This is a genomic window from Exiguobacterium sp. 8H (assembly GCF_902506255.1).
Classification (GTDB): domain Bacteria; phylum Bacillota; class Bacilli; order Exiguobacteriales; family Exiguobacteriaceae; genus Exiguobacterium; species Exiguobacterium profundum.
The window spans coordinates 477,239-501,460 of the sequence record NZ_LR733429.1; the positions used below are offsets into that span (position 1 = coordinate 477,239).

General features: G+C 47.1%; 22 protein-coding genes and 1 pseudogene. 20 read left to right on the forward strand and 3 right to left on the reverse strand.

Annotation, left to right across the window (positions count from 1 at the left end; genetic code table 11):
• Positions 1 to 17 precede the first annotated feature (17 nt).
• From GVY43_RS02390 to GVY43_RS02435, 10 genes are all read left to right on the forward strand, one after another.
• Entirely contained in the window at positions 18 to 1,511 is a 1,494-nt protein-coding gene (locus GVY43_RS02390) for a UDP-N-acetylmuramoyl-L-alanyl-D-glutamate--2,6-diaminopimelate ligase (RefSeq protein ID WP_230872800.1), read from the forward strand.
• Positions 1,512 to 1,514: 3 nt separating this feature from the next.
• Entirely contained in the window at positions 1,515 to 2,768 is a 1,254-nt protein-coding gene (locus GVY43_RS02395) for a lipid II:glycine glycyltransferase FemX (protein WP_159562111.1), read from the forward strand.
• Between the two features lie 11 nt (positions 2,769 to 2,779).
• On the forward strand, positions 2,780 to 3,418 hold the full coding sequence (locus GVY43_RS02400) for a M15 family metallopeptidase (protein ID WP_236548915.1): 639 nt from the start codon (positions 2,780 to 2,782) through the stop codon (positions 3,416 to 3,418).
• Positions 3,419 to 3,513: 95 nt separating this feature from the next.
• Positions 3,514 to 5,181, forward strand: coding sequence for a ribonuclease J (locus tag GVY43_RS02405; RefSeq protein ID WP_015881439.1), 1,668 nt, complete (start codon positions 3,514 to 3,516; stop codon positions 5,179 to 5,181).
• Positions 5,182 to 5,242: 61 nt separating this feature from the next.
• A complete protein-coding gene (locus GVY43_RS02410; protein WP_159562113.1) occupies positions 5,243 to 7,435 on the forward strand; it encodes a DNA translocase FtsK in 2,193 nt (730 codons plus the stop codon).
• Positions 7,436 to 7,837: 402 nt separating this feature from the next.
• The gene (locus GVY43_RS02415) at positions 7,838 to 8,557 is read left to right on the forward strand and encodes a GntR family transcriptional regulator (protein WP_078146731.1); all 720 of its coding nucleotides are present in this window, start codon (positions 7,838 to 7,840) and stop codon (positions 8,555 to 8,557) included.
• Between the two features lie 130 nt (positions 8,558 to 8,687).
• Positions 8,688 to 9,773, forward strand: coding sequence for a BMP family protein (locus tag GVY43_RS02420; protein ID WP_159563633.1), 1,086 nt, complete (start codon positions 8,688 to 8,690; stop codon positions 9,771 to 9,773).
• Between the two features lie 63 nt (positions 9,774 to 9,836).
• A complete protein-coding gene (locus GVY43_RS02425; RefSeq protein ID WP_159562114.1) occupies positions 9,837 to 11,363 on the forward strand; it encodes an ABC transporter ATP-binding protein in 1,527 nt (508 codons plus the stop codon).
• Positions 11,360 to 12,424, forward strand: coding sequence for an ABC transporter permease (locus GVY43_RS02430; RefSeq protein ID WP_159562115.1), 1,065 nt, complete (start codon positions 11,360 to 11,362; stop codon positions 12,422 to 12,424). The genes GVY43_RS02425 and GVY43_RS02430 overlap by 4 nt, the downstream gene beginning before the upstream one ends.
• Positions 12,421 to 13,380 (forward strand): ABC transporter permease, encoded by a 960-nt coding sequence (locus GVY43_RS02435; RefSeq protein WP_015881445.1) that lies wholly within the window; start codon positions 12,421 to 12,423, stop codon positions 13,378 to 13,380. Before GVY43_RS02430 ends, GVY43_RS02435 begins: the two co-directional genes overlap by 4 nt.
• Positions 13,381 to 13,541: 161 nt before the next feature.
• Here the strand turns inward: GVY43_RS02435 and GVY43_RS02440 are convergent, their stop codons facing one another.
• Positions 13,542 to 13,790, reverse strand: a complete 249-nt coding sequence (locus tag GVY43_RS02440) for a ferredoxin (RefSeq protein ID WP_015881446.1) — start codon at positions 13,788 to 13,790, stop codon at positions 13,542 to 13,544.
• A 142-nt stretch (positions 13,791 to 13,932) separates the two neighbouring features.
• Here GVY43_RS02440 and GVY43_RS02445 point away from each other — a divergent pair, with 142 nt between their 5' ends.
• The 8 genes and pseudogenes from GVY43_RS02445 to GVY43_RS02475 all read left to right on the forward strand — a co-directional run bounded on the left by GVY43_RS02445 (position 13,933) and on the right by GVY43_RS02475 (position 20,678).
• Positions 13,933 to 14,955, forward strand: a complete 1,023-nt coding sequence (locus tag GVY43_RS02445; protein WP_159562116.1) for a helix-turn-helix domain-containing protein — start codon at positions 13,933 to 13,935, stop codon at positions 14,953 to 14,955.
• A 16-nt stretch (positions 14,956 to 14,971) separates the two neighbouring features.
• Positions 14,972 to 15,901 (forward strand): annotated as a pseudogene (locus GVY43_RS02450) (ATP-dependent DNA helicase RecQ); the annotation flags it as partial.
• A gap of 153 nt (positions 15,902 to 16,054) precedes the next feature.
• Positions 16,055 to 16,366 carry a RecQ family zinc-binding domain-containing protein gene (locus tag GVY43_RS16125; RefSeq protein ID WP_371730213.1) on the forward strand — a complete coding sequence of 104 codons (312 nt, stop codon included), beginning with the start codon at positions 16,055 to 16,057 and terminating at the stop codon, positions 16,364 to 16,366.
• A 41-nt stretch (positions 16,367 to 16,407) separates the two neighbouring features.
• The gene (locus GVY43_RS02455) at positions 16,408 to 16,608 is read left to right on the forward strand and encodes a hypothetical protein (protein ID WP_015881449.1); all 201 of its coding nucleotides are present in this window, start codon (positions 16,408 to 16,410) and stop codon (positions 16,606 to 16,608) included.
• Positions 16,609 to 16,737: 129 nt separating this feature from the next.
• Entirely contained in the window at positions 16,738 to 17,601 is an 864-nt protein-coding gene (locus GVY43_RS02460; protein WP_159562118.1) for a MerR family transcriptional regulator, read from the forward strand.
• 60 nt (positions 17,602 to 17,661) lie between these two features.
• Complete coding sequence (locus GVY43_RS02465) at positions 17,662 to 18,240, forward strand: adaptor protein MecA (RefSeq protein ID WP_074037201.1); 579 nt, start codon at positions 17,662 to 17,664, stop codon at positions 18,238 to 18,240.
• 96 nt (positions 18,241 to 18,336) lie between these two features.
• A complete protein-coding gene (locus GVY43_RS02470; protein ID WP_159562119.1) occupies positions 18,337 to 19,263 on the forward strand; it encodes a D-alanine--D-alanine ligase in 927 nt (308 codons plus the stop codon).
• A gap of 146 nt (positions 19,264 to 19,409) precedes the next feature.
• Complete coding sequence (locus GVY43_RS02475) at positions 19,410 to 20,678, forward strand: Glu/Leu/Phe/Val dehydrogenase (RefSeq protein ID WP_015881453.1); 1,269 nt, start codon at positions 19,410 to 19,412, stop codon at positions 20,676 to 20,678.
• 39 nt (positions 20,679 to 20,717) lie between these two features.
• Here GVY43_RS02475 and GVY43_RS02480 read toward each other — a convergent pair whose 3' ends face one another.
• Positions 20,718 to 21,698, reverse strand: coding sequence for a YpdA family putative bacillithiol disulfide reductase (locus tag GVY43_RS02480; protein WP_159562120.1), 981 nt, complete (start codon positions 21,696 to 21,698; stop codon positions 20,718 to 20,720).
• A gap of 51 nt (positions 21,699 to 21,749) precedes the next feature.
• Complete coding sequence (locus tag GVY43_RS02485) at positions 21,750 to 22,721, reverse strand: asparaginase (protein WP_159562121.1); 972 nt, start codon at positions 22,719 to 22,721, stop codon at positions 21,750 to 21,752.
• 107 nt (positions 22,722 to 22,828) lie between these two features.
• Between GVY43_RS02485 and prsW the strand changes: the two genes are divergently transcribed.
• Together prsW and GVY43_RS02495 are read left to right on the forward strand one after the other, a co-directional pair.
• Positions 22,829 to 23,485: a glutamic-type intramembrane protease PrsW gene (prsW, locus tag GVY43_RS02490; RefSeq protein ID WP_159562122.1), complete on the forward strand. Its 657-nt coding sequence runs from the start codon at positions 22,829 to 22,831 to the stop codon at positions 23,483 to 23,485.
• Between the two features lie 15 nt (positions 23,486 to 23,500).
• Entirely contained in the window at positions 23,501 to 24,166 is a 666-nt protein-coding gene (locus tag GVY43_RS02495; RefSeq protein ID WP_074037195.1) for a flagellar brake protein, read from the forward strand.
• Positions 24,167 to 24,222 lie beyond the last annotated feature (56 nt).

Below are 24,222 nucleotides of genomic sequence, written 5' to 3' on the forward strand. Positions count from 1 at the left end.
AAGAGGTATTCTTTAGTTTGGATAGGATACAGGTGAAAGAAGGGAAAGACTTGAACTTAACGGATTTAGTGAAGACGATACAACTAATTAATCAACCAAATCTAGAAGGCATCGTCGTGACGCATGTGACGACGGACTCGCGAGAAGTTGTGCCGGGAACGCTGTTTGTCGCCATCAAAGGCTATACGGTCGATGGGCATGAATATGCGGCACAAGCGGTAGCGCGAGGCGCGGTGGCAGTCGTTAGCGAACGACCGCTCGACCTGTCAGTGCCAAACTTGATTGTGCGTGACAGCTCGCGTTCAATCGGGTTGTTGGCTTCGGCCTTTTATGCGTATCCATCTGAACAGATGCGACTGTTCGGGATCACGGGAACGAATGGGAAAACGACGACGACGACGATTTTACGAGACGTCCTCGATGTCCTCGGTCATTCGACCGGTTTGATTGGGACCGTTGAAGTACGCATCAACGATAAAATCGTTCCAAGTAAAAATACGACGCCTCAAAGTTCAGAACTTCAACAGTTGTTGGCACAAATGCGTGATGAGGGCGTGACGGACGTGATGATGGAAGTGTCCTCACACGGTCTTGAGCTCGGACGTGTCATCGGAACTGATTTTGACATCGTGGGCTTCACGAACTTGACACACGATCACCTAGATTTTCATGGAACGTTTGAAAACTATGCACGTGCAAAAGGGTTATTGTTCGCTCAACTCGGTCAAATGGCCTCACGTGGAAAAGTAGCCGTCTTGAACGCGGACGATGCACAAACGCCTCTTTATGAGACGATGACCGGTGCGAAAGTAATAACATATGGGATTGATGCGCAAGCAGACTTGATGGCAACGGACATTGAACAGACGTTGTCTCAGACCAGCTTTACATTGAATTACCAAGGCGCAAAACTTCCGGTAACGGTCCAGTTCATCGGTCGTTTCAACGTGTACAATCTATTGTTGGCGACGGGTTGTCTTCTCGCTGCCGGTTACTCGCTTGAGCGAATTGCAAAAGCACTTGAGATGATTCATCCGGCCAAGGGACGGATGCAACGTTTAGACGTCCCAGGTTACAACGTATATGCGGACTATGCTCATACACCGGATGGCATCGAACAGTGTCTGAAGTCGCTCGTCGGCGTACCAAAAGAAAAGATTATCTTTTTGATTGGGACAGGTGGAAACCGTGACGTCACAAAACGTCCGGCAATGGGCGAGATGGCTTCGTCCTATGCCGGTACCGTCATCATCACGACAGATGATCCACGATTCGAAGCGTATGAGTCCATTACAAAAGGGATTGCGGCCGGGATGACCCATGACAACTTTGTTGAAATCGGGGATCGAGAAGAAGCGGTCCGTTATGCGGCCCGTTTAGCGAAACCGGACAACATCATCGTGCTAGCAGGAAAAGGGCACGAAAAGTACCAAATTATCGGAAATGAAAAATTGCCGCTCGACGAAGAGGCGATTGTACGAGCGACCATTTTGAATACGGAGGAAGCATGATTTATGGCAGTACAACCAATTACGTTGACAGAAAAAGAACATGACGACTTCGTCAAAACACACGACCGTGGAGATTTGTTGCAACTATCGAGTTGGGGAGATGTGAAGCGCCAAAATGGCTGGACTTCAGAACGTGTCGCGGTTGCGCGAGACGGCGTGACGTCCGGTGTCGCTTTACTTTTGTTTAAACGTGTCCCGAAATTACCATACACATTGTGTTATGCCCCACGCGGATTTGTCGTGGACTACGAAGATTTGGCATCGCTGCAGGCGCTCGTGAAAGAAGCAACACGTGTCGCGGTGGCACATAAAGCCATCGTCGTAAAAATCGATCCAAACATTGATCGCGATGAGATGCCAGGGCTATTGACCGAAATGGCTGCCATCGGGTTTAAACATAAGGGATATGGCGGTGGATTTGATTACGCCCAACCTCGTTTTACCATGGAAACGGATTTGCGCCCGAGTGAGAAAGATATTTTTGCGAAATTCCATCATAAGTTCCGCTACAACGTCCGCCTCGCGGAGAAAAAGGGAATTGTTTGCAAGGAGGTCGGTCGTGACGGACTCAAAACGTTCGCCGATTTGATGAAAGTAACAGGGGAACGTGACGGATTCGCTACGCGAGGGCTCGATTATTTTGAGAACCTATACGATTGTCTGCAACCGAACGATGCCCGTCTCTTCTTGACAACCCTCGAACCGAAAATCGCACTCGAACAGCAACAGGCAACGCTAGAAAAAGCGAAGAAAGAGTTGGCGAAGATTGAACGGGGTCTTGAGAAAGAAACGATTGAGAAGAAGCGTAACAGTCTTTTGAACCGCAAGGAACAGACGGAAGCACAAATTCAGAAAGCGGAGCAAGCCCTCCCTGAGCTAGTCGAACTTGATCAGACCTATCCGAACGGTCTCGTCTTATCAGGTGGTCTGTTGACACTCGCAGGACGGCGCTCTTATTACTTATACGGAGCCTCGTCAAATGAATTCCGTGAATTTATGCCGAACCACTTGATGCAGTGGACGATGATGCAGGCGGCCAAAGAGAGTGGCGCCGAGCGATACGACTTCGGCGGGGTATCAGGAAGTACGGACCCGGATGATGAGTATGCTGGTCTATACGCATTCAAATCGGGATGGGGAAGCGACATGATTGAAAAGGTCGGGGAATTCGACCTCGTCTTGAATCGTCCTTTGTATATGGCTCTCGAAAAAGGATTGCCACTCTTAAAAGGGCTGCGTAAACGGTTAAGAAGATGAGGTGGACAGGCGTGTTATCTCTTGCAATGGTCGCCTTTCTGATTGGCATTACGCTCGCTTACTTTTATATGCAACCGGAACCGGTGCCTTGGGTAGATGAACCGACGTTTGAAGCGGATATGTGTGTGCGGGACGTGGAGGAAGAAAATGCGATCTTGACAAGGTCGAAGATTGATTTTGACCGGTTGCATCCGTTAGTCGCCAATCGGGGAGAATCGTTCATTCGATTAGCCCATTCTTGTCTAGACCTTGAAGTACGCCTCACTTCTGGATACCGTTCTGCCAAAGAACAGAATGCGCTGTATGCGCAAGGACGGTCTGAACCCGGGCAAGTGGTGACCAATGCGAAGGCGGGTCAGAGCTATCATAACTACGGTCTTGCTGTGGATTTCGTCATCATCCATAACAATAAGACCGACTATGACCTGAATACGGATCGTAATCGGAATGACATTCCTGACTGGCAAGAACTCGGGGAGTTAGGGAAGGCGCTCGGGTTTGAATGGGGCGGAGACTGGAACTCATTCCCGGACTATCCTCACCTCCAGATGGACTTCGGTTTGTCGATTCGTCAACTTGTTGCAGGGAAACGACCTGACAAAGAAGAGACGGCACCTCTTGCCGATGCACTAAAACCTCTATTAGATTAAACGGAAATGTTGGCAATGAAGCCGTTTTCCGCTACAATATTCAGTAGCGATAAGGGGACGAAACAGAATATGAATCATTTAGGAGGTTTTTGTTAGTGTCAAAAAAGAAGACAGAGAATATTAGCGTCTTTGCGCTTGGAGGCGTAGGCGAAATCGGGAAGAACATGTACGTCGTGGAACTAGACGACGACATCTTCGTCATCGATGCCGGTCTAATGTTTCCAGGCGATGAGATGCTCGGGATTGATATCGTCATCCCAGACATCACATACTTAAAAGAAAATAAAGATCGTGTACGGGCGATTTTCATCACCCATGGTCACGAAGACCATATCGGTGGACTCAGCTACGTCTTACGCGACTTGAAACACGTCCCAGTTTACGGGACGAAATTGACCCTCGGGTTGATTGAATTGAAATTAAAAGAGGCCGGTTTGTTGAAAGAAGTCGACCTTCGCATGATTGATGCCAAAACGAAATTGACTATCGCTGATCATTTCATCACGTTTTTCCGCGTCAATCACTCGATTCCCGACTGCGTTGGCGTATGTATTCAAACGTCTCAAGGTGCGATCGTCCATACCGGAGACTTCAAGTTTGATTACACGCCTGTCGATGGTAAACAATCTGACTTCAATAAATTAGCAGCAATCGGACAACGTGGCGTTCTTGCGCTTCTTTCCGACTCGACGAACGCCGAGCGACCGGGGCAAACCGGTTCAGAGTCAATCGTTGGAGCTGAATTGAACGATGTCATCTATCAAGCGGAAGGTCGGGTTATCGTGGCATCATTCGCCTCGAACGTCCATCGCTTGCAACAAGTATTTGCAGCAGCAGAAGCGAATGATCGTAAAGTCGCGGTCGTCGGTCGTAGTATGGTCAACATCGTCGAAGTTGCGCAAAAATTAAACTACTTGCGCTTCAAGGCGAAGACTCTCGTTGAGTTGTCCCAAGTTAACCGTCTACCGGATAACAAGGTCGTCATTTTAACGACAGGTTCGCAAGGGGAGCCGATGGCGGCGTTGACTCGCATGGCACGTAATGCCCACAAACAAGTCAACATTCGATTGAATGACACGGTCGTCATTGCGGCGACACCGATTCCAGGGAATGAGAAGTCGGTTTCTAAAACGATTGACTTATTGTTCCGTTCGGGTGCGAACGTCATTTATAATCAGCGAAAAGTCCACGTATCTGGACACGGTTCAGCGGAAGAATTGAAGTTGATGCTCAACCTTGTCAAACCGAAGTACTTCTTACCGATTCACGGCGAATATCGTATGCAGATGGCACACTCGAAACTCGCAGAACAAGTGGGTGTCAAACCGAACAACATCTTCATCGTTGAAAAAGGTGACGTCGTTGAGTTCACGGGTCGAAAAGCCCGCATGAGCCGAAAAGTCCCTGCAGGTAACGTCTTGATTGACGGAATCGGTGTTGGGGACGTTGGAAACATCGTCTTACGAGACCGTCGTTTGTTGTCACAAGATGGAGTTGTCCTCTGCGTGGTCACGTTGAATCGGAAACAGAAGAAATTGATTTCAGGACCTGAACTCATCTCACGTGGTTTCGTGTACATGCGCGAATCGGAGGAAATGATTTCAGAGGCAAACCGTATTGTCACGAAACAGATTGAAAAGAGTCTGCAGGCTGGCAGTGATTGGACCGAATTGAAATCAAATATCCGCGAGCGACTTAGCGTCTTCTTATTCGAGCAGACGAAACGTCGTCCGATGATCTTGCCGATCATCATGGAGATTTAATGGAATGAGAGTGAGGCAAAAGTCATCTGACTTTTGCCTTCTTTTTTTAGGAGGAACTGATGTGGCTCAAAAAACAAGAAAGACTCCCGTAAAGCGAAAGCGCCCAGCGACGCGAAATACGAGGAACCGTAAAAAACAACCGATTGCGCCACGTACATATGGGTGGGGCTTCTTTGTCCTCGCCATCGTCGCATTCGTATTTGCCTTTTTTGATTTAGGGTGGATCGGTAAACAGTTATCTGATTTATCCGTCTATCTTTTTGGAGGATGGGGTGCGCTCACTTACTTGATGATGGCTGTGTGGTTATGGATTGTTCTCACTCCGATGAAACCGATGCGACGAGCGGGATTATTCGCAATGCTCGCCTCATTCTTACTATTCGGGGACTTACTTTGGGGAGAGGCAAGGGGCGGCATCAATGCCACTTTCTATAACTTGAACCAATATTTATTCTCAGACTTCGGGATTGTCTTTTTAGGGATCGTCTGCTTCCTCGTCGGTGTCTCGTTTTATGCCCCGACTATTTGGGGGACACTCTTTCATCGCATGCAGGAATCCGTCACAGCAGTCAGAAACGAATGGCGAGCCAGACCGAAAGTGGAGAAGCAGCAAGAGGCGAAACGAACGCGCAAGACCTCACCTCGTCCAAAATTAACGGAAGCGCAATCGGACCCGGAAGTAGAGTCAGACGTGGTCACGATGCAAGACATTCCAATCGTCGGATTTAGTGAGAAAGTCGTAGCAGAAAAAAGAGAGACGGAAGATCAACCTCGAACGGATTCTTCGGAAGTCGATTCCACAATCACGACCGAGGAGATGATGATGACTGCGGCCCAAGATGTCTCGGATACATACGAGCTTCCGCCATTCTCGAATTTGAAAGAGCCCGTCATTACGGATTTGTCTGGTGAGAATGCACGATTGAAAGAAAATGCATCCAAACTTGTAAAGACGCTTAAGTCATTCGGGGTCGGTGTCAAAGTGTTAAAGATTCACCTTGGTCCAACCGTCACAAAATATGAACTACAACCGGATATCGGTGTGAAAGTCAGTCGCATCACCTCATTAAGTGATGATTTGGCATTGGCGCTCGCTGCAAAAGATATTCGGATTGAAGCTCCGATTCCGGGTAAAGCCGCTATTGGTATTGAAGTGCCGAACCAGGAGGTCGCACCGGTATGCTTACGTGAAGTACTGGAAGCGGAGCCGGTGAAACAAGATGACTCGAAGTTGCTCGTCGCACTCGGTCGGAGTATCAGTGGCGAGACGGTTGGGATCTCTCTCAATAAAATGCCGCATTTGCTTGTTGCAGGATCGACAGGATCAGGTAAATCTGTCTGTATCAACGGCATGATCGTGTCACTCTTGATGCGTTCTCGTCCGGATGAGGTCCGACTCATGATGATTGATCCGAAGATGGTCGAGTTGAACGTCTATAACGGAGTGCCACACCTGTTGACACCGGTCGTCACGGATCCGAAAAAAGCCGCCCAGGCACTGAAGCAGGTCGTCGCAGAAATGGAACGGCGGTATGAACTGTTTAGTCGATATGGAGTTCGCAATATCGAAGGTTACAATGAACTCGTCGATCAGTCGGATGACGAGGATGCGAAACGTTTACCGTTCATCGTCGTAATCGTCGATGAATTGGCGGACTTGATGATGGTGGCATCAAATGATGTCGAAGATGCCATCATGCGACTTGCACAAATGGCACGGGCTGCGGGTATTCATATGGTCCTCGCGACACAGCGCCCATCTGTCGACGTCATCACAGGAGTCATCAAGGCGAACATTCCGTCCCGCATCGCCTTTGCCGTCTCTTCTCAAACCGATTCAAGGACCATCCTTGATGGTGGCGGGGCGGAAAAGTTGCTTGGACGCGGTGACATGTTGATGCTTGCAAACGGAATGAACAAGCCGGTCCGTGTACAAGGTGCATTCGTCTCCGATCAAGAAGTCGAGACGGTCGTCAATCATGTCATCGCGCAACAACGTGCGCAATATGTGGAAGCGATGATGCCAAAAGAAGAGGAAGTGACGACGATTGATTCGGATGATTCATTGTTCGGAGAAGTCGTGCAATTCGTCATGACACAAGAAACGGCATCAACTTCGATGATTCAACGCAGATTCCGAATCGGGTATAATCGTGCCGCCCGTTTGATTGACTCACTTGAGGAAGCGGGGTATGTCGGTCCATCAGAAGGTTCGAAACCGAGGAAAGTACTCATTCAAGAGCAAACAGAATAATAATAAAAAACGAACGATTATATATCGATATATATAATCGTTCGTTTTTTAATGCTATTTATACGATATAGAAATATTCGCTCTATCCTTAGATGTTCGCTATAATATAAATGTAATATAGCACATATGTCCTATATACTGAATTAGTACATACTTTTAAAAACTACTGAAACGCTTACATTTTTTAATAACGTTTACATTTTACAAAAGTTTTTCAATGGGGATGAAAATGAGTAAATTGGACTCAAAGGTACGGTTCGGCATGTTCCGAAAAAATATTTCCCTGATTCCGAACAAAAACTATTGCGTTCTAATTCTCGAATCCCTATACTTAATATTGGCAAGGACATTCATACGTCAGATGTCTGAGCACTGGTAAGTAAATTAAAGGTGGTGAGGCCAATGTCGATTAAGCTCGATCATCGATTGCTCTATCTTCGAGTGATTGAGAAAATTAAGCAAGATATCGACGCTGGTGTCTATCGTGAAGGGGAGAAGTTACCTTCAGAATTTGAACTTTCGAAGCAACTTGGAGTCAGTCGAGCGACACTTCGCGAAGCGCTCCGGATTCTCGAAGATGAGAAATTTGTCGTGCGAAAGCATGGGGTAGGAACATTTATCAGTTCTAAACCGCCATTCACGTCAGGAATTGAGGAATTGTTCAGTGTCACTGACATGATCACACGAGCAAAGATGACACCAGGAACGAAAGTATTGGTGGCCGAGAAAGTGTTGGCAACAGAGAGAGAAGCCGAGCGTCTCAAGATTGAGCCGAACTCACCGATTTATCGAATTGTACGAATTCGATATGCGGACGACACACCGGTTGTGTATTGTGTCGATAAAGTGCCGGCCCATCTCGTCTCGAATCCTGAGGCATTGACTGAAGGGAAATCTTTGTTTGATTCTCTCGAAAAAGAGGTAGGACGTCGAGTCGCTTATGCGATCACGCACATCGAACCGAGTGTCAGCGCTGAAATCTCGTCACAACTTCAGACGGACCAACCGTTACTCGCTTTAAAACAATTGCATTATGATGAGAGTGATTTACCATTACTCGATTCGGCCAACTTTTTCCGTGCTGATCGATTCGACTTCCATGTCGTACGTAAACGAGTTTAAACGAGCAGTTTCTGGACGGAAGAGTTATTTTTGGGGAATAGCGTGAAAGCGCTTTCTTATACCGGTGTAAAGACTACTGATAACATGACAACAAAAATTGTTATGAACCGAAAGGGGAAACACGACGATGATGAACAAAAAGAAAACGATTCTCTCAGCTTTAGCAGCAGGACTCACACTCTCTACAGTACTCGCAGCATGCGGTGGAGATGACAACGAAGGCTCATCTTCAAACGGTGAAGGCGGAGAAGGTAGCGACTTCAAAGTTGCAATGGTCACGGATACTGGTGGTGTTGATGACAAGTCATTCAACCAATCAGCTTGGGAAGGTTTGAAAAAGTTTGGTGAAGAAAATAGCTTAACTGAAAACGAAGGATACAAATATCTTCAATCAGCAAAACAAGCAGACTATCAGCCTAACTTGCAACAATTGGCACGTGATCAATTTGATTTGATCTACGGAATCGGTTTCTTGATGGCAGAGGATATCGGAAAAGTTGCAGAACAATTCCCTGATAACAACTTTGCAATCGTTGACTCGGTTGTAGATGCACCGAACGTTGCTTCAATCACGTTTAAGGAACAAGAAGGTTCATTCCTCGTAGGTGTAGTAGCTGGTCTTACAACGACGACTGATAAAGTTGGTTTCATCGGTGGAGTAGAATCAGACTTAATCAAGAAATTTGAAAATGGATTTAAAGCTGGTGTCATGGCTGTAAACCCTGATGCAACAATCGACGTAAAATATGCTGAAGACTTCAACTCAGCTGAAAAAGGAACTGCAATTGCGTCAGGTATGTATGGATCAGGATCGGATATCATCTATCACGCAGCTGGTGGTACAGGTGTAGGTGTATTCACTGAAGCGAAAAACCGTAAGAAAAACGGTGAAGATGTTTGGGTAATCGGGGTTGACCGTGACCAGTACGAAGAAGGTCTTCCAGAGAACGTTACTCTTACGTCAATGGTTAAACGTGTAGATACAGCGACACTCGAAGTGTCGAAAATGGCAATGGACGGTAAGTTCCCAGCTGGTGAAGTGGTTGAATTCTCACTTAAAGATGAAGGTGTAGGAATCGCACCAACTTCTGAAGAAAATGTTGCTGCAGACGTGCTCACTAAAGTTGATGAGTATCGTCAACAAATCATCGATGGTGATGTTGTTGCACCAGCAACTGACGCTGAGTTCGAAGAGTTCATGAAAAACGTAAAATAATTTGTTTGAGTTGAGGGGGGACCCATGTGGTCTCCCTTTACTTAAAGTTAGGGGTGAACTTCCTTGGAATATGTAATTGAAATGCTAAATATTCGCAAAGAGTTCGGTACGTTCGTTGCGAACGACAATATCACGCTCCAATTGCGTAAAGGAGAAATCCATGCACTTTTAGGAGAAAACGGGGCCGGGAAATCGACGCTCATGAACGTGTTGTTTGGTCTCTATCAGCCTGAAGGCGGAGAGATTCGCGTACACGGAAAGAAAGTGGATATTGAAAATCCGAACATCGCCAACGAACTTGGGATCGGAATGGTCCATCAACATTTTATGTTGGTTGAAAAATTCACGGTCACTGAAAATATCATTCTTGGTCTTGAGCCAAAGAGTGGCATCACAATCGATCGCGCCACTGCTCGTAAGAAGGTCATGGAGATTTCGGAGCAATACGGACTTAGAATTGATCCGGATGCGAAGATTGAAGATATTTCAGTCGGCATGCAACAACGTGTTGAAATCTTGAAGACGCTCTATCGTGGAGCAGATATTCTGATTTTTGATGAACCGACGGCAGTGTTGACACCACAAGAGATTCAAGAACTTATCCAAATTATGAAACGTCTGATTGCTGAAGGTAAGTCGATCATCTTGATTACGCACAAGCTGAAGGAAATCATGCAAGTTGCGGACCGTTGTACTGTCATTCGTCGTGGACGCTACATTGGAACGGTCGAGGTCGACGAGACGGTAAATGAAGACAGTTTAGCCGAAATGATGGTTGGTCGCGAAGTTAACTTTGATGCAGAATATTCGAAAGCTGATCCACAACAAGTCGTTCTGGACGTTCAAAACCTCGTCGTCAAAGATGGTCGCGGTTTGAAAGTCGTTGAAGGATTGGATTTACAGATTCGTGCTGGAGAAGTACTCGGAATTGCCGGGATTGATGGGAATGGTCAGACGGAGTTGATTGAAGCCATTTCAGGTTTGAAAAAGCCGGAGTCTGGTAAAGTGTTGCTCAACGGAAAAGATGTCACCGGACACACACCGCGTAAGATGACCGAGGCAGGGATCGGACACATCCCGCAAGATCGTCATAAACACGGACTTGTTCTTGACTACTCGATTCGTGACAACATGGTACTTCAAACGTACTATAAAGAACCGTTCTCGAAACGAGGTCTCATGAACTATAAAGCTGTGGCTGAGAAGGCAAAGGCGTTGATTGAGAAGTTTGACGTCCGAACTCCATCAATTGATGTTCCAGCTCGTGCCCTCTCGGGAGGGAACCAACAGAAAGCGATCATTGCACGTGAAGTCGATCGCTCACCAGATTTACTCATCGCCGCTCAACCGACTCGTGGTCTCGACGTAGGTGCGATTGAATTTATTCACGAGCAGCTTATTAAAGAACGTGAAAAAGGACGCGCCGTCTTACTCATTTCGTTTGAACTTGATGAGATTTTACACGTATCCGACCGTATCGCTGTTCTCTACGAAGGAAAAATTGTAGGGATTCGTGATCCGAAAGAGACGACGGAGCAAGAGCTTGGCTTCTTGATGGCCGGCGGTCAGAGAGGGGACGAAACAGAATGAAAAAATTAAGTTTAAACCAACTTCTCATTCCATTCCTATCCATCATTTTAGGACTACTCGTCGGTGCTATCGTCATGTTGATTGGTGGATACGACCCGGTTCAAGGGTTTATCTCGTTATTTGAAGGCATGTTTGGTAGTCCGTATGCCGTCGGTGAAACATTGCGTGCTGCAGCCCCGCTTATTTTCTCAGGTCTTGCGGTTGCTTTCGCCTTCCGTACAGGACTATTCAACATCGGGGTAGAAGGACAAGTGTTAATTGGATGGGTCGCAGCCGTCTATGTAGGAATCAACTTCGACTTGCCGATGTTTATCCATTTACCGCTCGCACTTCTTGCGGCAATGGTTGCAGCAGCAATTTGGGCGTTTGTTCCTGGATTCTTGAAAGCGAAGTTTTATGTTCATGAAGTCATTACGTCTATCATGATGAACTATATTGCCTTATACACGACAAACGCGATTTTGCGTAACGTCATCGGCGTAACAAACGAGCGTACGGAGTCGATCAAAGATTCAGCGTCACTTGCTTCGCCATGGCTCCAAGAATTGACGACGTATTCACGTCTACACTGGGGTGTGCTTGTCGCTGTGCTTGCAGCAATCGTGTACTACTACATCCTTCAACGTACGACACTCGGTTATGAGTTACGTGCCGTCGGGTTTAACAAACATGCGTCACAATATGCAGGGATGAGCGTCAACCGTAACATCGTCCTATCGTTCGTCATCTCCGGTATGTTCGCTGGTCTCGCTGGAGCGATGGAAGGTCTTGGAACATTCGGCAGTATGACCCTCTCGGCATCGTTCACTGGTGTCGGATTTGATGGGATTGCCGTCGCCCTACTCGGTGCGAACACCGCGATTGGGGTCATTCTAGCAGCGATTCTCTTCGCAGGGTTGAACATCGGCGGATTGGCGATGCAACTTGGTGCGAACGTACCGTCAGAGCTCGTCAAAGTTATCATCGCAGCCATCGTGATCTTTGTAGCGTCTGGATATGCGATTAACTATGTCATTGAGAAACTTAAAGGAAATCGTAAGAAAGGAGTGGAGAAAAAATGAACTTCTTAGAAGTCCTTTATATCGTCGTTCCGGTTGCGCTTGCCTATGCGACTCCACTCATTATCGCAGCACTTGGTGGAATCTTTAGTGAACGTTCTGGTGTCGTCAACATCGCCCTTGAAGGAATCATGGTCATCGGTGCCGCGACAGGAATCATCACGACGCTCACCTTGACTGATTTAGGTGTTGGAGCCTCTAGTCCATGGATTGCCTTACTTGTTGCCATGGTAGTCGGTGCATTGTTCTCCCTCTTCTTGGCTGTTCCTGCCATCCTTTGGCGTGCGGACCAGACGGTTCTCGGGGTGGCCATCAACATGCTCGCCATCGGTCTCGCCATCTTCGTCGTGCGTGTTCTTTACAACAAAGGACAGACGGACTTTATCGAGTACCGGATCGCAAAAGAGAATGTACCCTTTTTATCAGATATTCCCGTGTTAAAGATGTTCTTTATTAACGTTCAGTACACGTCGTTCGTTGCAATCGCCTTGGCGTTCGTCGTCTGGTTCGTCATCTTCAAGACGCCGTTTGGACTTCGTCTTCGTTCGGTAGGGGAACATCCGATGGCCGCTGATACGATGGGAATCAACGTCACGAAAATGCGCTTCATGGGCGTCATGCTCTCTGGTGCGTTTGGTGGTCTTGCCGGAGCGGTTTATGCTGTAACGGTCACGACGAACTTCAGTGGAACGACAATCGTTGGTCAAGGGTTCTTGGCGATTGCCGCAATGATTTTCGGTAAATGGAATCCGCTCGGTGCGCTTGGTGCCGGATTATTCTTTGGATTCGCTCAAGCCCTTTCGATTATCGGAAGCAACTTACCGGTCATCAACAACGTGCCGCAGCTCTTGCTCTTGATTGCGCCATACGCGCTCACGATTCTTGCTCTCGCTGGACTCGTTGGTCGTGCGGATGCGCCGAAGTCGGTCGGTATCCCATATATTAAAGGGAAACGTTAATTCGAGATAGGACATATGTCCATTTCATCCAGGTTGTTTGGTGCTTAAGCCAAACAACCTTTTTTGATATACTTGCCTAGAGATGTCATGATTAGACTAGGTTACATGCGAGAAACATAAAAAAAGACATATCGGTCAGAGGACCGATATGTCTTTCACGATTATTCGAATTTTAAAGCGTCTCCGTCGAACGACTCGTCCGCTACTTTGATCGAGTCTGTCGGACAACCCTCGAATGCATCCATCATGTCTTCATATAACTCATCTGGGATTTCAACAGTACCTGTGTTGTCATCCATTAAGTTGAACGCAAGACCTTCATCATCATAATCGTAAATATCTGGTGCTGCCGCGCCGCAAGCTCCGCATGCAATACATGTATCTTTATCGACGATTGTAAATTTTGCCATGATAATAACCCTCCAAACGGTTCGTTTCTCTTAGAAATCATTCTACTGACTATGAGTAATTGTAGTCTACATACCCAATTATTTCAATGAGGAAACGAGCGTCTTTTTGGTAGGATAATGATTTTTTTAAGGAAGTGACGATTTGGTTCATTTAGCGGATGGAGTTCTACTGCTGGCCATTAAACGATTAAATGGAGAACGGAGTGAGCGAAGTCTCTACCATGTCCTGAATGGAAAGCGCTCGGCCACAACGCTACAGGACGCATTTTTTTACGAGTTGGAGCCTCTTTTTGGACAGTTTCCGCAGACGACTTATTCGTACGAGTCTGTGCTAAAACAACTTGAGAAAAGAGGATGGCTCGATCGTAAACGATTTAGATTGACAGAGGCGGGGGAACTGCTAGCTTCACCTGAATCGGTGGAGCAACTATTCAATCGGTTGGGCGGGGAGCGCCGTGATTATAACGCGACCACATGGAAACGCTTGAGTTTGTTCGTGCAGACGTTCATGTCAAAAGAACACGCCCGTACATTTTATCCTGTTCAAGCCGATCGTCCGGCAGAACAATGGGTTAAGCAGTTGTTACATCTTGATCGAGATTGGAAAACGCTCATGCGAACGTTTCATCAAGAGATTGAACAAGCGCTTGAACAAATTGGTGACCCGTATGCGACGGCCGTCGTCTATCGATTCACAGGGGCGTTTGATACGGGTCTGACATATGAACAAATTGCCAGCCTGCTACATGTTGATGCCGAGACAGCTCGTCTGTATTTTTTGGCCGGATGGAACGAACTGTTGATGGTCTTGCAGGATGATGCCAAACTACGTGGGTTTACGTACGGATTATCGACAGAACGGATGACTTATTCAGCGCGTGAGTCATATGAACTTTTCTTGAAGGGATACACGTTTCAACAGGTTCAAGCGAAGCGGAGATTACGTACGAGCACGATTGAAGACCATGTCGTCGAGATGGCGATGTATTTAGAAGTCTTCCCGCTCGAACAATTTGTACCGATGGAAGATGTGATTACGATTGAAGAGTTGCGGGATCTGAACAGCTGGGCGCTCAAACCGATATTTGAGAAAATGGAGAGTGTCAGTTATTTTCAAATTCGACTTGTCTTCGCAAGACTGAAACGAGGTGAGAGCTTTGTATGAAGCGACATTAAAACGAGTGTTCGGGTATGATTCGTTTCGTCCTGGGCAACACGACATCATTCACGCCGTAGTTGAAGGGCAGGATGTATTGGCCGTCATGCCGACCGGGGCGGGGAAGTCGTTGACGTTCCAACTCCCATCTTACATCAAAAATGAAGGGCTCACGGTGATAGTCTCACCCTTACTCTCTCTCATTGAGGACCAGATGCTTCATATACGAGAACGAGGAGAGCGTGGTGTCGCCCGTTTGACGTCGATGGAATCGGCTGAAGAAAAACAGGATATCATCAACCATTTGAAACGTTACCGCTTTTTATATTTATCACCTGAACAATTGGCAGTTCCCTATGTGACACGTGCCCTTGCGAATGTAAAAATTCAAATGCTCGTCATCGATGAGGCGCACTGCATCTCGCAATGGGGGCATGAGTTCCGGCCTGAGTATGCACGCTTGGGTGAGTTGAGAAAACAGATTGGGAGCCCTCAATGTATGGCGGTCACGGCGACTGCGCCAGAAGGCGTGAAACAGGACATCATTGAAAAGTTGGCACTGTTCTCACCCGAACAATTCGTCCACTCCGCCAATCGTCCGGAAATACGATTGTTGGTTGAACGATTGGAGAAAGAGAAGAAACTTGAGCGATTAAAAGAGTTGATTCAAGAGATTCCAAAACCTGCAGTCGTTTACACGGCGACCCGTCGCGAAGCGGAGGCGTTAGCCTTTGAGCTAGAGGACGCTTTGTTTTACCACGGAGGCATGTCTACGGAAGACAGGCGACTTGTGCAGTCCCAGTTTTTACGGGACGAAGTGTCGGTCATGGTATGCACGAGTGCGTTCGGGATGGGTGTGAACAAAGACAATGTCCGTTCCGTCGTTCATTTCCAATTGCCGGCTACCGTCGAGGCATACATGCAGGAAATCGGGCGGGCGGGACGCGATGGTCATTCGGCGTTTGCAGTCCTCCTGTATGCGGACGGGGACGAACGCATTCAACAGTTTTTAATAGACGGTCAATATCCGAAAGATGAGGACATGCGATTAGCCTACTTTGAACGTGAGAATGGGACGTCACTCGCGCAACTACCAAGATTGTTACGGATGAACGAAGAAGACCCGAAGTTTCTCCTGCTGAAGCAATTGTTGACAGAACGTTCGCTTCAAGAAGCCCTCGATTGGGTAAAAGAAAGAAAGCGAGATCGGTATCGTCAACTCGGGCAGATGATGGATTATGCCCTCATCCGGACATGCCGACGCGATTACTTGCTCCGTTATTTCTCCGAACAAACAGTCGATCAAGAAGAATGTTGTGATGTTTGTGGGCCGATTCTGTTCCCGGATACAACACAAATCGTCCGAAAAAATGTGACAGAATGGAAAATTCGGTTGACGCAAATCTTTTCCTTTGAATAATATCATAGTAAAATGATAAAAAAGGTAAAGGAGGGCATACGTTGCGACATCGGAATCAGGCGGATTCTTTACGCGAGCAATTGGCGGACACGTTGCCGTCTCGAGCTGAGAGGCAAGAGGGCGAACGGAAGAGGAAGTTAAATGATAACTGGATGAAGCGCCCGTTGGCGATGACATTGACCTTCGCCATGCTAGCGATTATTCTCATTTTCATATATATCGGGCGACATGCCATATTTTAAGCGAGGTGCGAACAGAGTTCGCATCTTTTTTTATACTTAAAAAATTCTCGATTGCACAATAAAAGGGGTAAACCTCTTGCATTGAGGATATACTTATATCATAAGAACGAGTAAGAGAGGAGGGCGGAAATGCCGAAATACTCCATTAAAACCGTGGCGACGTTGACCGGCGTCAATCCGACGACCATTCGGGCTTGGGAACGTCGCTATCAGTTTATCGTGCCGAGCCGAACGGAATCCGGTCACCGCCTATATTCAGATCAAGATGTCGAAAAAATCAAATGGGTCGTGGATAAGCAGAAAGAAGGGCTTTCTGTCTCACAAGCCATTCAACAACTTCATCAAGCGCCTGAGCCAGAACCGACAACGGCCAAACTATACGATGAAGAGTTGAAAGACGGGCTGCTCCATGCGTTGCTCTCATTTGATGAACGGACGGCCCATGATTTGATCAATCGTGCGTTTAATACGTTCAGTTTTGAAAAAGTGACGAAGGATGTGATTGGGCCGCTGCTCATGGAAATCGGTTCACGATGGGAGAATGGCTCGATTACGATTGCCCACGAGCATTTCGCCACGGCATTTTTACGAGCACGGCTTTCGACGCTGTCCCTTCAAATGCCGATGAACCCGTTCCTGCCACGTATCACGTGTGTCTGTGCACCCGGGGAGATGCATGAGATCGGATTATTGTTTGTCACGCTCTATTTGCGACAACATGGATACGACGTCATCTTTTTGGGAGCGGGTTTCCCAAAAGAAGATTTGAGTAAAGCGTTACATGATATTGACACTTCTTGTCTCATCTTCGCATGTACGCTGACTGAGCATATTCCGAACTTGTTAGAGGCGATGGATTATATTCAAAACGAGCATGCTGAATTAAAAATCGGTGCAGGTGGATATGCAGTCAGCCTAGAGAGAGAGCGATTCAATGGGTCATTTCTTGGCGACGCTCCTGAAGAGTGGACAAAATGGCTATCAACTATTTGACACGGGATGAAAACGGGAGTAGCTTATTATTAGGATTGACTATTCACTGGAGGTTTTCGATTGAGATTTGAAAAACAAACAAAAGAACATCTTCGTGTATATGTGACTGCGAATGAGCTCTCGTTACGTGGAATCGCCATCGATACGATCGTAGGGGAAAACGGTCAACAACTGTGGAAAGAACTACTTGAAACAGCAGAAAGTGAGTACGGATTTTCACCGCAAGGAGCGGTTGATTTGAATGTGACAATGTTCCCTCGCGATGGACTCGTCATCGATGTTCAAAAAGGTGAAGCGATTGCTGAGCTCGATGTCGAGCAGGTCGAGATTCGATTAACGATTGATGTAATCCATCATTTGATTTATCAGTTCGAGGACATTGAAGATGTGATCAACGCTTCGATTCGTCTTTTCCCGCATATACATGAAACCGAGCAGGGTGGCACGCTTTATCATTACAACGGTCATTACTACCTTCACTTCGTTGAGGTTCTTCCTTCGCAGGTAGAAGAACGACTCGCGGCCATTTTGTCCGAGTACGGCAAGACGACTACGGTCAGTCCGTACGTCATGATGGAATACGGAAAGACGATTCAAACTGAACAAGCCGTGAAAGAGCTGTACGATGCATTCGCATGAGTACGGCTTTTTTACTTTTCTGTTCCTATTGTTTTTAGGGTGTCCGTGTTATGATTAGACTTGAATTTTCAGTAGCTAGTTGAAGGAGAGATTGGAATGAAAGTCGCTGTTTTATATGGTGGAGTGTCAGGAGAACGAGAGGTATCTCTCACGAGCGGGCAAGGGATGATAGAAGCGTTGACGGAACGTGGTCATGAGGTCACGGCCATTGACTTTCATCCGAAACGGGCGAACGAGCTGTTAACATTGGATGTCAACGTCGTCGTCAGTGCGTTGCACGGGAAGTATGGTGAAGATGGTCGTGTGCAATCGTTATTAGAAATGGCTGGAATTCCTTATACGGGATCAGGTGTCTTGGCATCTGCTCTGGCGATGGATAAAGCGAGAGCAAAAATCATCTTCGCGGCATCCGGTATCCGAGTCGCTCGTGACGTCTTAATCGAGTCACGGGAATCAATCGATGCAAAAGTCGCTGAGTGGGGAATGGAGTTCCCATGTGTCGTCAAACCAGCGCAAGAAGGATCATCGAATGGTCTGACAATTGCAATGGACGAAACGATGTTACGTGAAGGAATTGAAAAGGCGTTTGCTTGTGATTCAGCGGTACTTGTTGAGCAGTACATCAAAGGGAAAGAGCTGACAGTTCCCGTCATCGGGAACTTCGGGAAAGAAGAGGCTCTTCCTGTTATTGAAATCATTCCAAAAAATGAATTTTACGACTATGAATCGAAGTATACGGAAGGTGGTTCGATTCATGTCTGTCCGGCTGAAATCTCGGACGATTTGACATCAGAAGTTCAACAAGCGGCAGTCCTGGCGCATCGCGCGCTCGGTTGTTCAGGATATTCGCGCTCTGACTTCCTCGTTTCAGAAGAAGGTAAAGCCTACATTCTAGAGACGAATACGCTACCGGGCATGACGCCGCTTAGCCTGTTTCCGGATAGTGCCAAGACAGTCGGAATCTCGTACGGTGAGCTTTTGGAACGCTTTATCGAGCTCGCACTTGAGCGCGTAGCGAAGTAAGACATCTGGATCACGCTACCCATTAAGAAAACGCTTTCATTATTTTTGAAAAGCCCTTTCAAATTGAACGCGTATCAGCTATACTTTTAAACGAATACGAGGTTAATTCTTGGGGGAGAATTGACAATTTAGGGGAGGAAACCTTCATGATTACGGATCAAGAAAAAGGTCATCAAAAACGAAAAAACATCTTGGAATCGACACAAGAGGTAATTCACGAAGCTTTAGATAAACTCGGCTATCCAGATGAGATGTACGAGTTATTAAAAGAACCGCTTCGCATGCTGACCGTTCGGATCCCTGTTCGCATGGACGATGGCTCAACGAAGATCTTCACAGGCTATCGCGCTCAACACAATGATGCGGTCGGACCGACTAAAGGGGGAATTCGGTTCCACCCGAGCGTAACGGAGGTAGAAGTCAAAGCATTATCAGTATGGATGAGTCTAAAAGCAGGAATCGTAGACTTGCCTTACGGTGGTGGGAAAGGCGGAATCGTCTGTGACCCACGCGAGATGAGTTTCCGTGAAATCGAACGTTTAAGTCGCGGATACGTCCGGGCCATCAGTCAAATTGTTGGACCGACGAAAGATATCCCAGCTCCGGACGTGTTCACAAACTCACAGATCATGGCATGGATGATGGATGAATACAGTCGCATCGATGAATTCAACTCACCTGGATTCATCACAGGAAAACCGCTCGTTCTTGGTGGGTCGCATGGTCGTGAGACAGCGACGGCAAAAGGCGTGGCCATCATGATTCGTGAAGCGGCACTCCGTCGCGGAATCGAATTGAAAGGTGCACGGGTCGTCGTCCAAGGATTCGGAAACGCGGGAAGTTTCCTTTCTAAATTCATGTACGATGCAGGGGCGAAAGTCATTGCAGTCAGTGACGCTTACGGAGCTATCCATGATGAGAACGGTCTCGATATCCCTTACTTGTTAGATCGTCGCGATTCATTCGGTACGATTTCGACATTGTTTAAAAATACGATCTCAAACAAAGAAATGTTAGAGCTCGATTGTGATATTTTAGTCCCAGCTGCGATTGAGAATCAAATTACAGAAGACAATGCGGACGCGATTAAAGCATCGATTGTGGTCGAGGCAGCCAACGGTCCGACGACGAACGAAGCAACGAAAATCTTGACTGAACGTGGAATTCTCCTCGTGCCGGACGTGTTGGCGTCAAGTGGTGGGGTCACGGTTTCGTACTTCGAATGGGTACAAAACAACCAAGGTTACTATTGGACGGAAGAAGAAGTTGAGGAAAAACTTGAAAAAGTACTCGTTCACTCGTTCAATACGGTATATAATACATCTTCAGCCCGTAAAGTCGATATGCGTCTCGCCGCCTACATGGTCGGTGTACGCAAAATGGCGGAAGCCTCACGTTTCCGTGGCTGGGTCTAATCAAAAAAAGTTCGGTCAACTCAAGTTGACCGAACTTTTTTATACGTTAATGCGGTTCGCAATCGTATCGGCAATCGCCTTGCCGTGGAATCTACCGTTCTCAATGAAGATCTTGTTCGCATCGTTTCCGGCTGCGACCACGCCTGCAATGAAGAGGTGTTCGACATTTGTTTCAAACGTTTCTTCATCGTATGTCGGGACACCACTCTCTTCATCGATCACAATGCCTGCACTCTCGAACAGATGGTGGTCGGGCTGATAACCGGTCATCGCGAAGACATGATCTGCATAGACATGCTTCTCTTCACCGTGTTGCCGGTAGTAGACGCCATCATCGGTGATGCGTTCGATTGTCGCCTCAAACTCCATTCGAACTTTCTCATGACGGACGAGTGAATCGAAGTTTGGAAGAACCCATGGTTTGACGGAAGGGCTATACGAATCGCCTCGATAGAGTACCGTCACAAAGGCACCAGCCTTTTCGAGTTCGATTGCCGCATCGACAGCGGAATTTTTCCCGCCGATGATCGTGACGTGTTGTCGATAATAAGGATGTGCCTCGTTGAAATAGTGATGGACGTGCGGCAACGTTTCGCCAGGTACGTCAAGCAGACGAGGACGTCCATAATAGCCTGTTGCTAAAATCACATAGTCCGCTTCGCGAATGGTTTCGCCACGTCGTTCATGTCTTGATGTCACAACGAATCGGTCACTTTTTTTATCGACCGACTCGACCGTTTCGAACGGGTGGACGTTTAAACCGGTACGTGTGACGACTTCTCGATAATAGACGAGTGCATCTTGACGACGTGGCTTCAAATCCTTACATATGAACGGAATGTCTCCGATCTCGAGCAAGCTCGCGGAAGAGAAGAACGTTTGATGCGTCGGATACCGATAGATGGCGTCGACGATATTTCCGCGCTCAATCACCGTACAAGAGACTCCGATCTTCTCCAGTTCGATGGCGGCCGAGAGACCGCATGGCCCGGCACCTACAATAATCGCTTGTTTGTTCACTGAATATCACCTCTTTGCTCATTGTAGGGAAGGGGGCGCAGTTGCGCAAGGTTATTGCTGGAAGCTAAAGCTATGTTCCATGACTGACTGGGATGAGCCGGACTCGAGTTCGACGAGGAGTCGTAAACGAGCTTTTTGTGAATTCAATCCGTTTGAAAAAATGACACCCATCTCTTTCAGTTGTTTGCCACCCCCGTCGTAACCGTAAACATCTTGAACGATTCCGTTGAAGCAACGGCTGACAATCACGACGGGAATCTCTTTGACTAAATGTTCTAGTGCGGACAAGAGGGTCGGCGGAACGTTTCCTTGCCCTAACACTTCAAGGACGAGTCCGTCGTACCCAAGCGTGATTACAGATTCAAGTAAATCTGGTTCCATTCCTGCGACGACTTTCAACACGGCTACACGTTTTGAGATGGACGGAATCATTTTCGGTTGTCTCGTCGCTGGTTGACTATAGATGAGTACATGGTCCTTTGTGACCATACCCACGTTACCGAAGTGCACAGACTTGAATGTGTCGACTGAAGACGTGTGCGTTTTGGTCACGTTGAATGCCGAATGAATCTCACCGTTGAAAACGACAAGCACGCCTTTTCCACGAGCCGCTTCGCTTTTTGCGACGCGAAGCGCTGTAATCAAATTAAATTCTCCGTCCGAACCGACCTCGTTCGAGGACCGCATCGCTCCTGTCAACACGATTGGGACAGGCGCACCGAGCGTGATTTGTAAGAAGTAAGCCGTCTCTTCTAATGTATCGGTACCGTGCGTGATGACGACTCCGTCATACGTGTCTTGTGTCAGTTCACGTTGGATGAACTGTGCCAATTCAAGCATCTTCTCTGGAGTCATGTGAGGTGACGGGATATTTGAAAAGTGCTTTGTTGTAATGTGAGCAATATCCGTCGCTTTCGGAAGGGTGGCGTCGATTGGATTGACATCGCTCGGTTCGACGTGTCCTGTGCCGGATTGTGACATGGCGATAGTACCGCCGGTGTGGATCAGTAATAAATGATTCATAAGTGTCCTCCTAATTATTTTTATGAAGATTTCCATTTTCTAGGCGTTCTCTACTTTTTCTTTCAGACAATTCAGTGTATGCTAGGGAGAGAAAGGAGAGATGCATCATGATCGCAATCGCCTTGTCTGCGGTTGCACCTGGGCTCGCCCTTCTTTCCTACTTCTATCTACGCCATGAGTTGGAGGCAGAACCGCTCGGATATGTGATTCGTTCTTTCGTGGCCGGAGCCGTTCTCGTGTTCCCGATCATGTTTATCCAATATGCGTTCGTTGAAGAGGGAGTGCTTACTGGACCGTTTTGGCAGGCGTATGTCGCCACTGCCCTGCTTGAAGAGTTTTTTAAATGGTTTATGATTTATTATACAATATATATACATAAAGTCTTTGATGATTACTACGACGGGATTCTCTATGCGGTCGCCTGCTCATTAGGCTTTGCGACTTTAGAGAATTTTTTATACTTATGGGTGTACGATTCATTAGAAATTGCGATTTGGCGAGCAATCCTGCCTGTGAGCGGGCACGCTTTGTTCGCGGTCGTGATGGGGTACTGCTTAGGACGAGCGAAGCATTCGATTCGAGAACGGATCTGGCTGTTCATGGCAATCTTTTCTGCGACGGTCATCCACGGAACGTTTGATTTGATTTTGATACTCGAACCGAATCAAAAGCTTCCTGCCGTGCTTTATATCGTCATTTTATGGACCGTGGCACTTTTACTCGTGCGAGCGGCAAACTTGTCCAATCGTCGACAATTTAAATAAAGGGGAAGAATCAGTATGTTAAAAGAAGGTCAAGAACTGAGAATCGAAGTGGAAGGGCGTGCAGAGGGAAAAACGAAAATTGCAGCCATAACCGATCAAGTCGTATGGATTGAGTCGCCGAGTGACATGATGACGCTCAAAACATTTTTTTTACATGAAGAGGAGGCCATGCGGGTCTTTTTCTTCCAAGGAGACAATCAGCTGTTCGCATTCGACACGAAAGTCGTGAAGCGAATCAGCGATGCCCAAATGACATTACGCTATGCGTTCAATTTGCCAGATGAGAAAAAAATCAAACGGATTCAGCGTCGTGAATATTTACGTGTTCCAGAAATGATTGACGTGACCGTTCTTGCAACCGATGAGGAAAGTTTCGAATCGTTCGAAACAACATCTCTTGACATATCTGCTGGGGGGATGAAAATCATCGCCAACCGCGCTCCAATCGAAGTAGATGAGTCCCTGATTGTCGTGTTTCGAATTGAGGATGAGCATGGCTCGCCCCAGAACTTCCGTCTTAAGAGCCGTCTTGTGCGCATACATAAACAGGAAGTGAAAGAAGAACTGTCTCTGGCATTTGAAGATTTGACCCCTCGTGACCAAGAGACGATTTTACGATACTGCTTCCGTGTTCAGCTTGAAGCGCGAAAGCGGACAGGGTCTGTATTTTCTTCAAGATAAAAAACTGTTATGATGTTCTCGGGATTATTGACCGAGAGGAGGAGGGTATCGGGAAC

Excerpts from the sequence above, each read along its gene's own strand:
- GVY43_RS02395 (WP_159562111.1), top strand. The coding sequence starts at position 1,515 with ATGGCAGTACAACCAATTACGTTGACAGAAAAAGAACATGACGACTTC.
- GVY43_RS02415 (WP_078146731.1), top strand. The coding sequence starts at position 7,838 with ATGTCGATTAAGCTCGATCATCGATTGCTCTATCTTCGAGTGATTGAG.
- GVY43_RS02420 (WP_159563633.1), top strand. The coding sequence starts at position 8,688 with ATGAACAAAAAGAAAACGATTCTCTCAGCTTTAGCAGCAGGACTCACA.
- GVY43_RS02430 (WP_159562115.1), top strand. The coding sequence starts at position 11,360 with ATGAAAAAATTAAGTTTAAACCAACTTCTCATTCCATTCCTATCCATC.
- GVY43_RS02435 (WP_015881445.1), top strand. The coding sequence starts at position 12,421 with ATGAACTTCTTAGAAGTCCTTTATATCGTCGTTCCGGTTGCGCTTGCC.
- GVY43_RS02440 (WP_015881446.1), bottom strand. The coding sequence starts at position 13,790 with ATGGCAAAATTTACAATCGTCGATAAAGATACATGTATTGCATGCGGA.
- GVY43_RS16125 (WP_371730213.1), top strand. The coding sequence starts at position 16,055 with ATGAACGAAGAAGACCCGAAGTTTCTCCTGCTGAAGCAATTGTTGACA.
- GVY43_RS02460 (WP_159562118.1), top strand. The coding sequence starts at position 16,738 with ATGCCGAAATACTCCATTAAAACCGTGGCGACGTTGACCGGCGTCAAT.
- GVY43_RS02470 (WP_159562119.1), top strand. The coding sequence starts at position 18,337 with ATGAAAGTCGCTGTTTTATATGGTGGAGTGTCAGGAGAACGAGAGGTA.
- GVY43_RS02475 (WP_015881453.1), top strand. The coding sequence starts at position 19,410 with ATGATTACGGATCAAGAAAAAGGTCATCAAAAACGAAAAAACATCTTG.
- GVY43_RS02485 (WP_159562121.1), bottom strand. The coding sequence starts at position 22,721 with ATGAATCATTTATTACTGATCCACACCGGCGGTACTATCGCCATGTCA.
- prsW (WP_159562122.1), top strand. The coding sequence starts at position 22,829 with ATGATCGCAATCGCCTTGTCTGCGGTTGCACCTGGGCTCGCCCTTCTT.
- GVY43_RS02495 (WP_074037195.1), top strand. The coding sequence starts at position 23,501 with ATGTTAAAAGAAGGTCAAGAACTGAGAATCGAAGTGGAAGGGCGTGCA.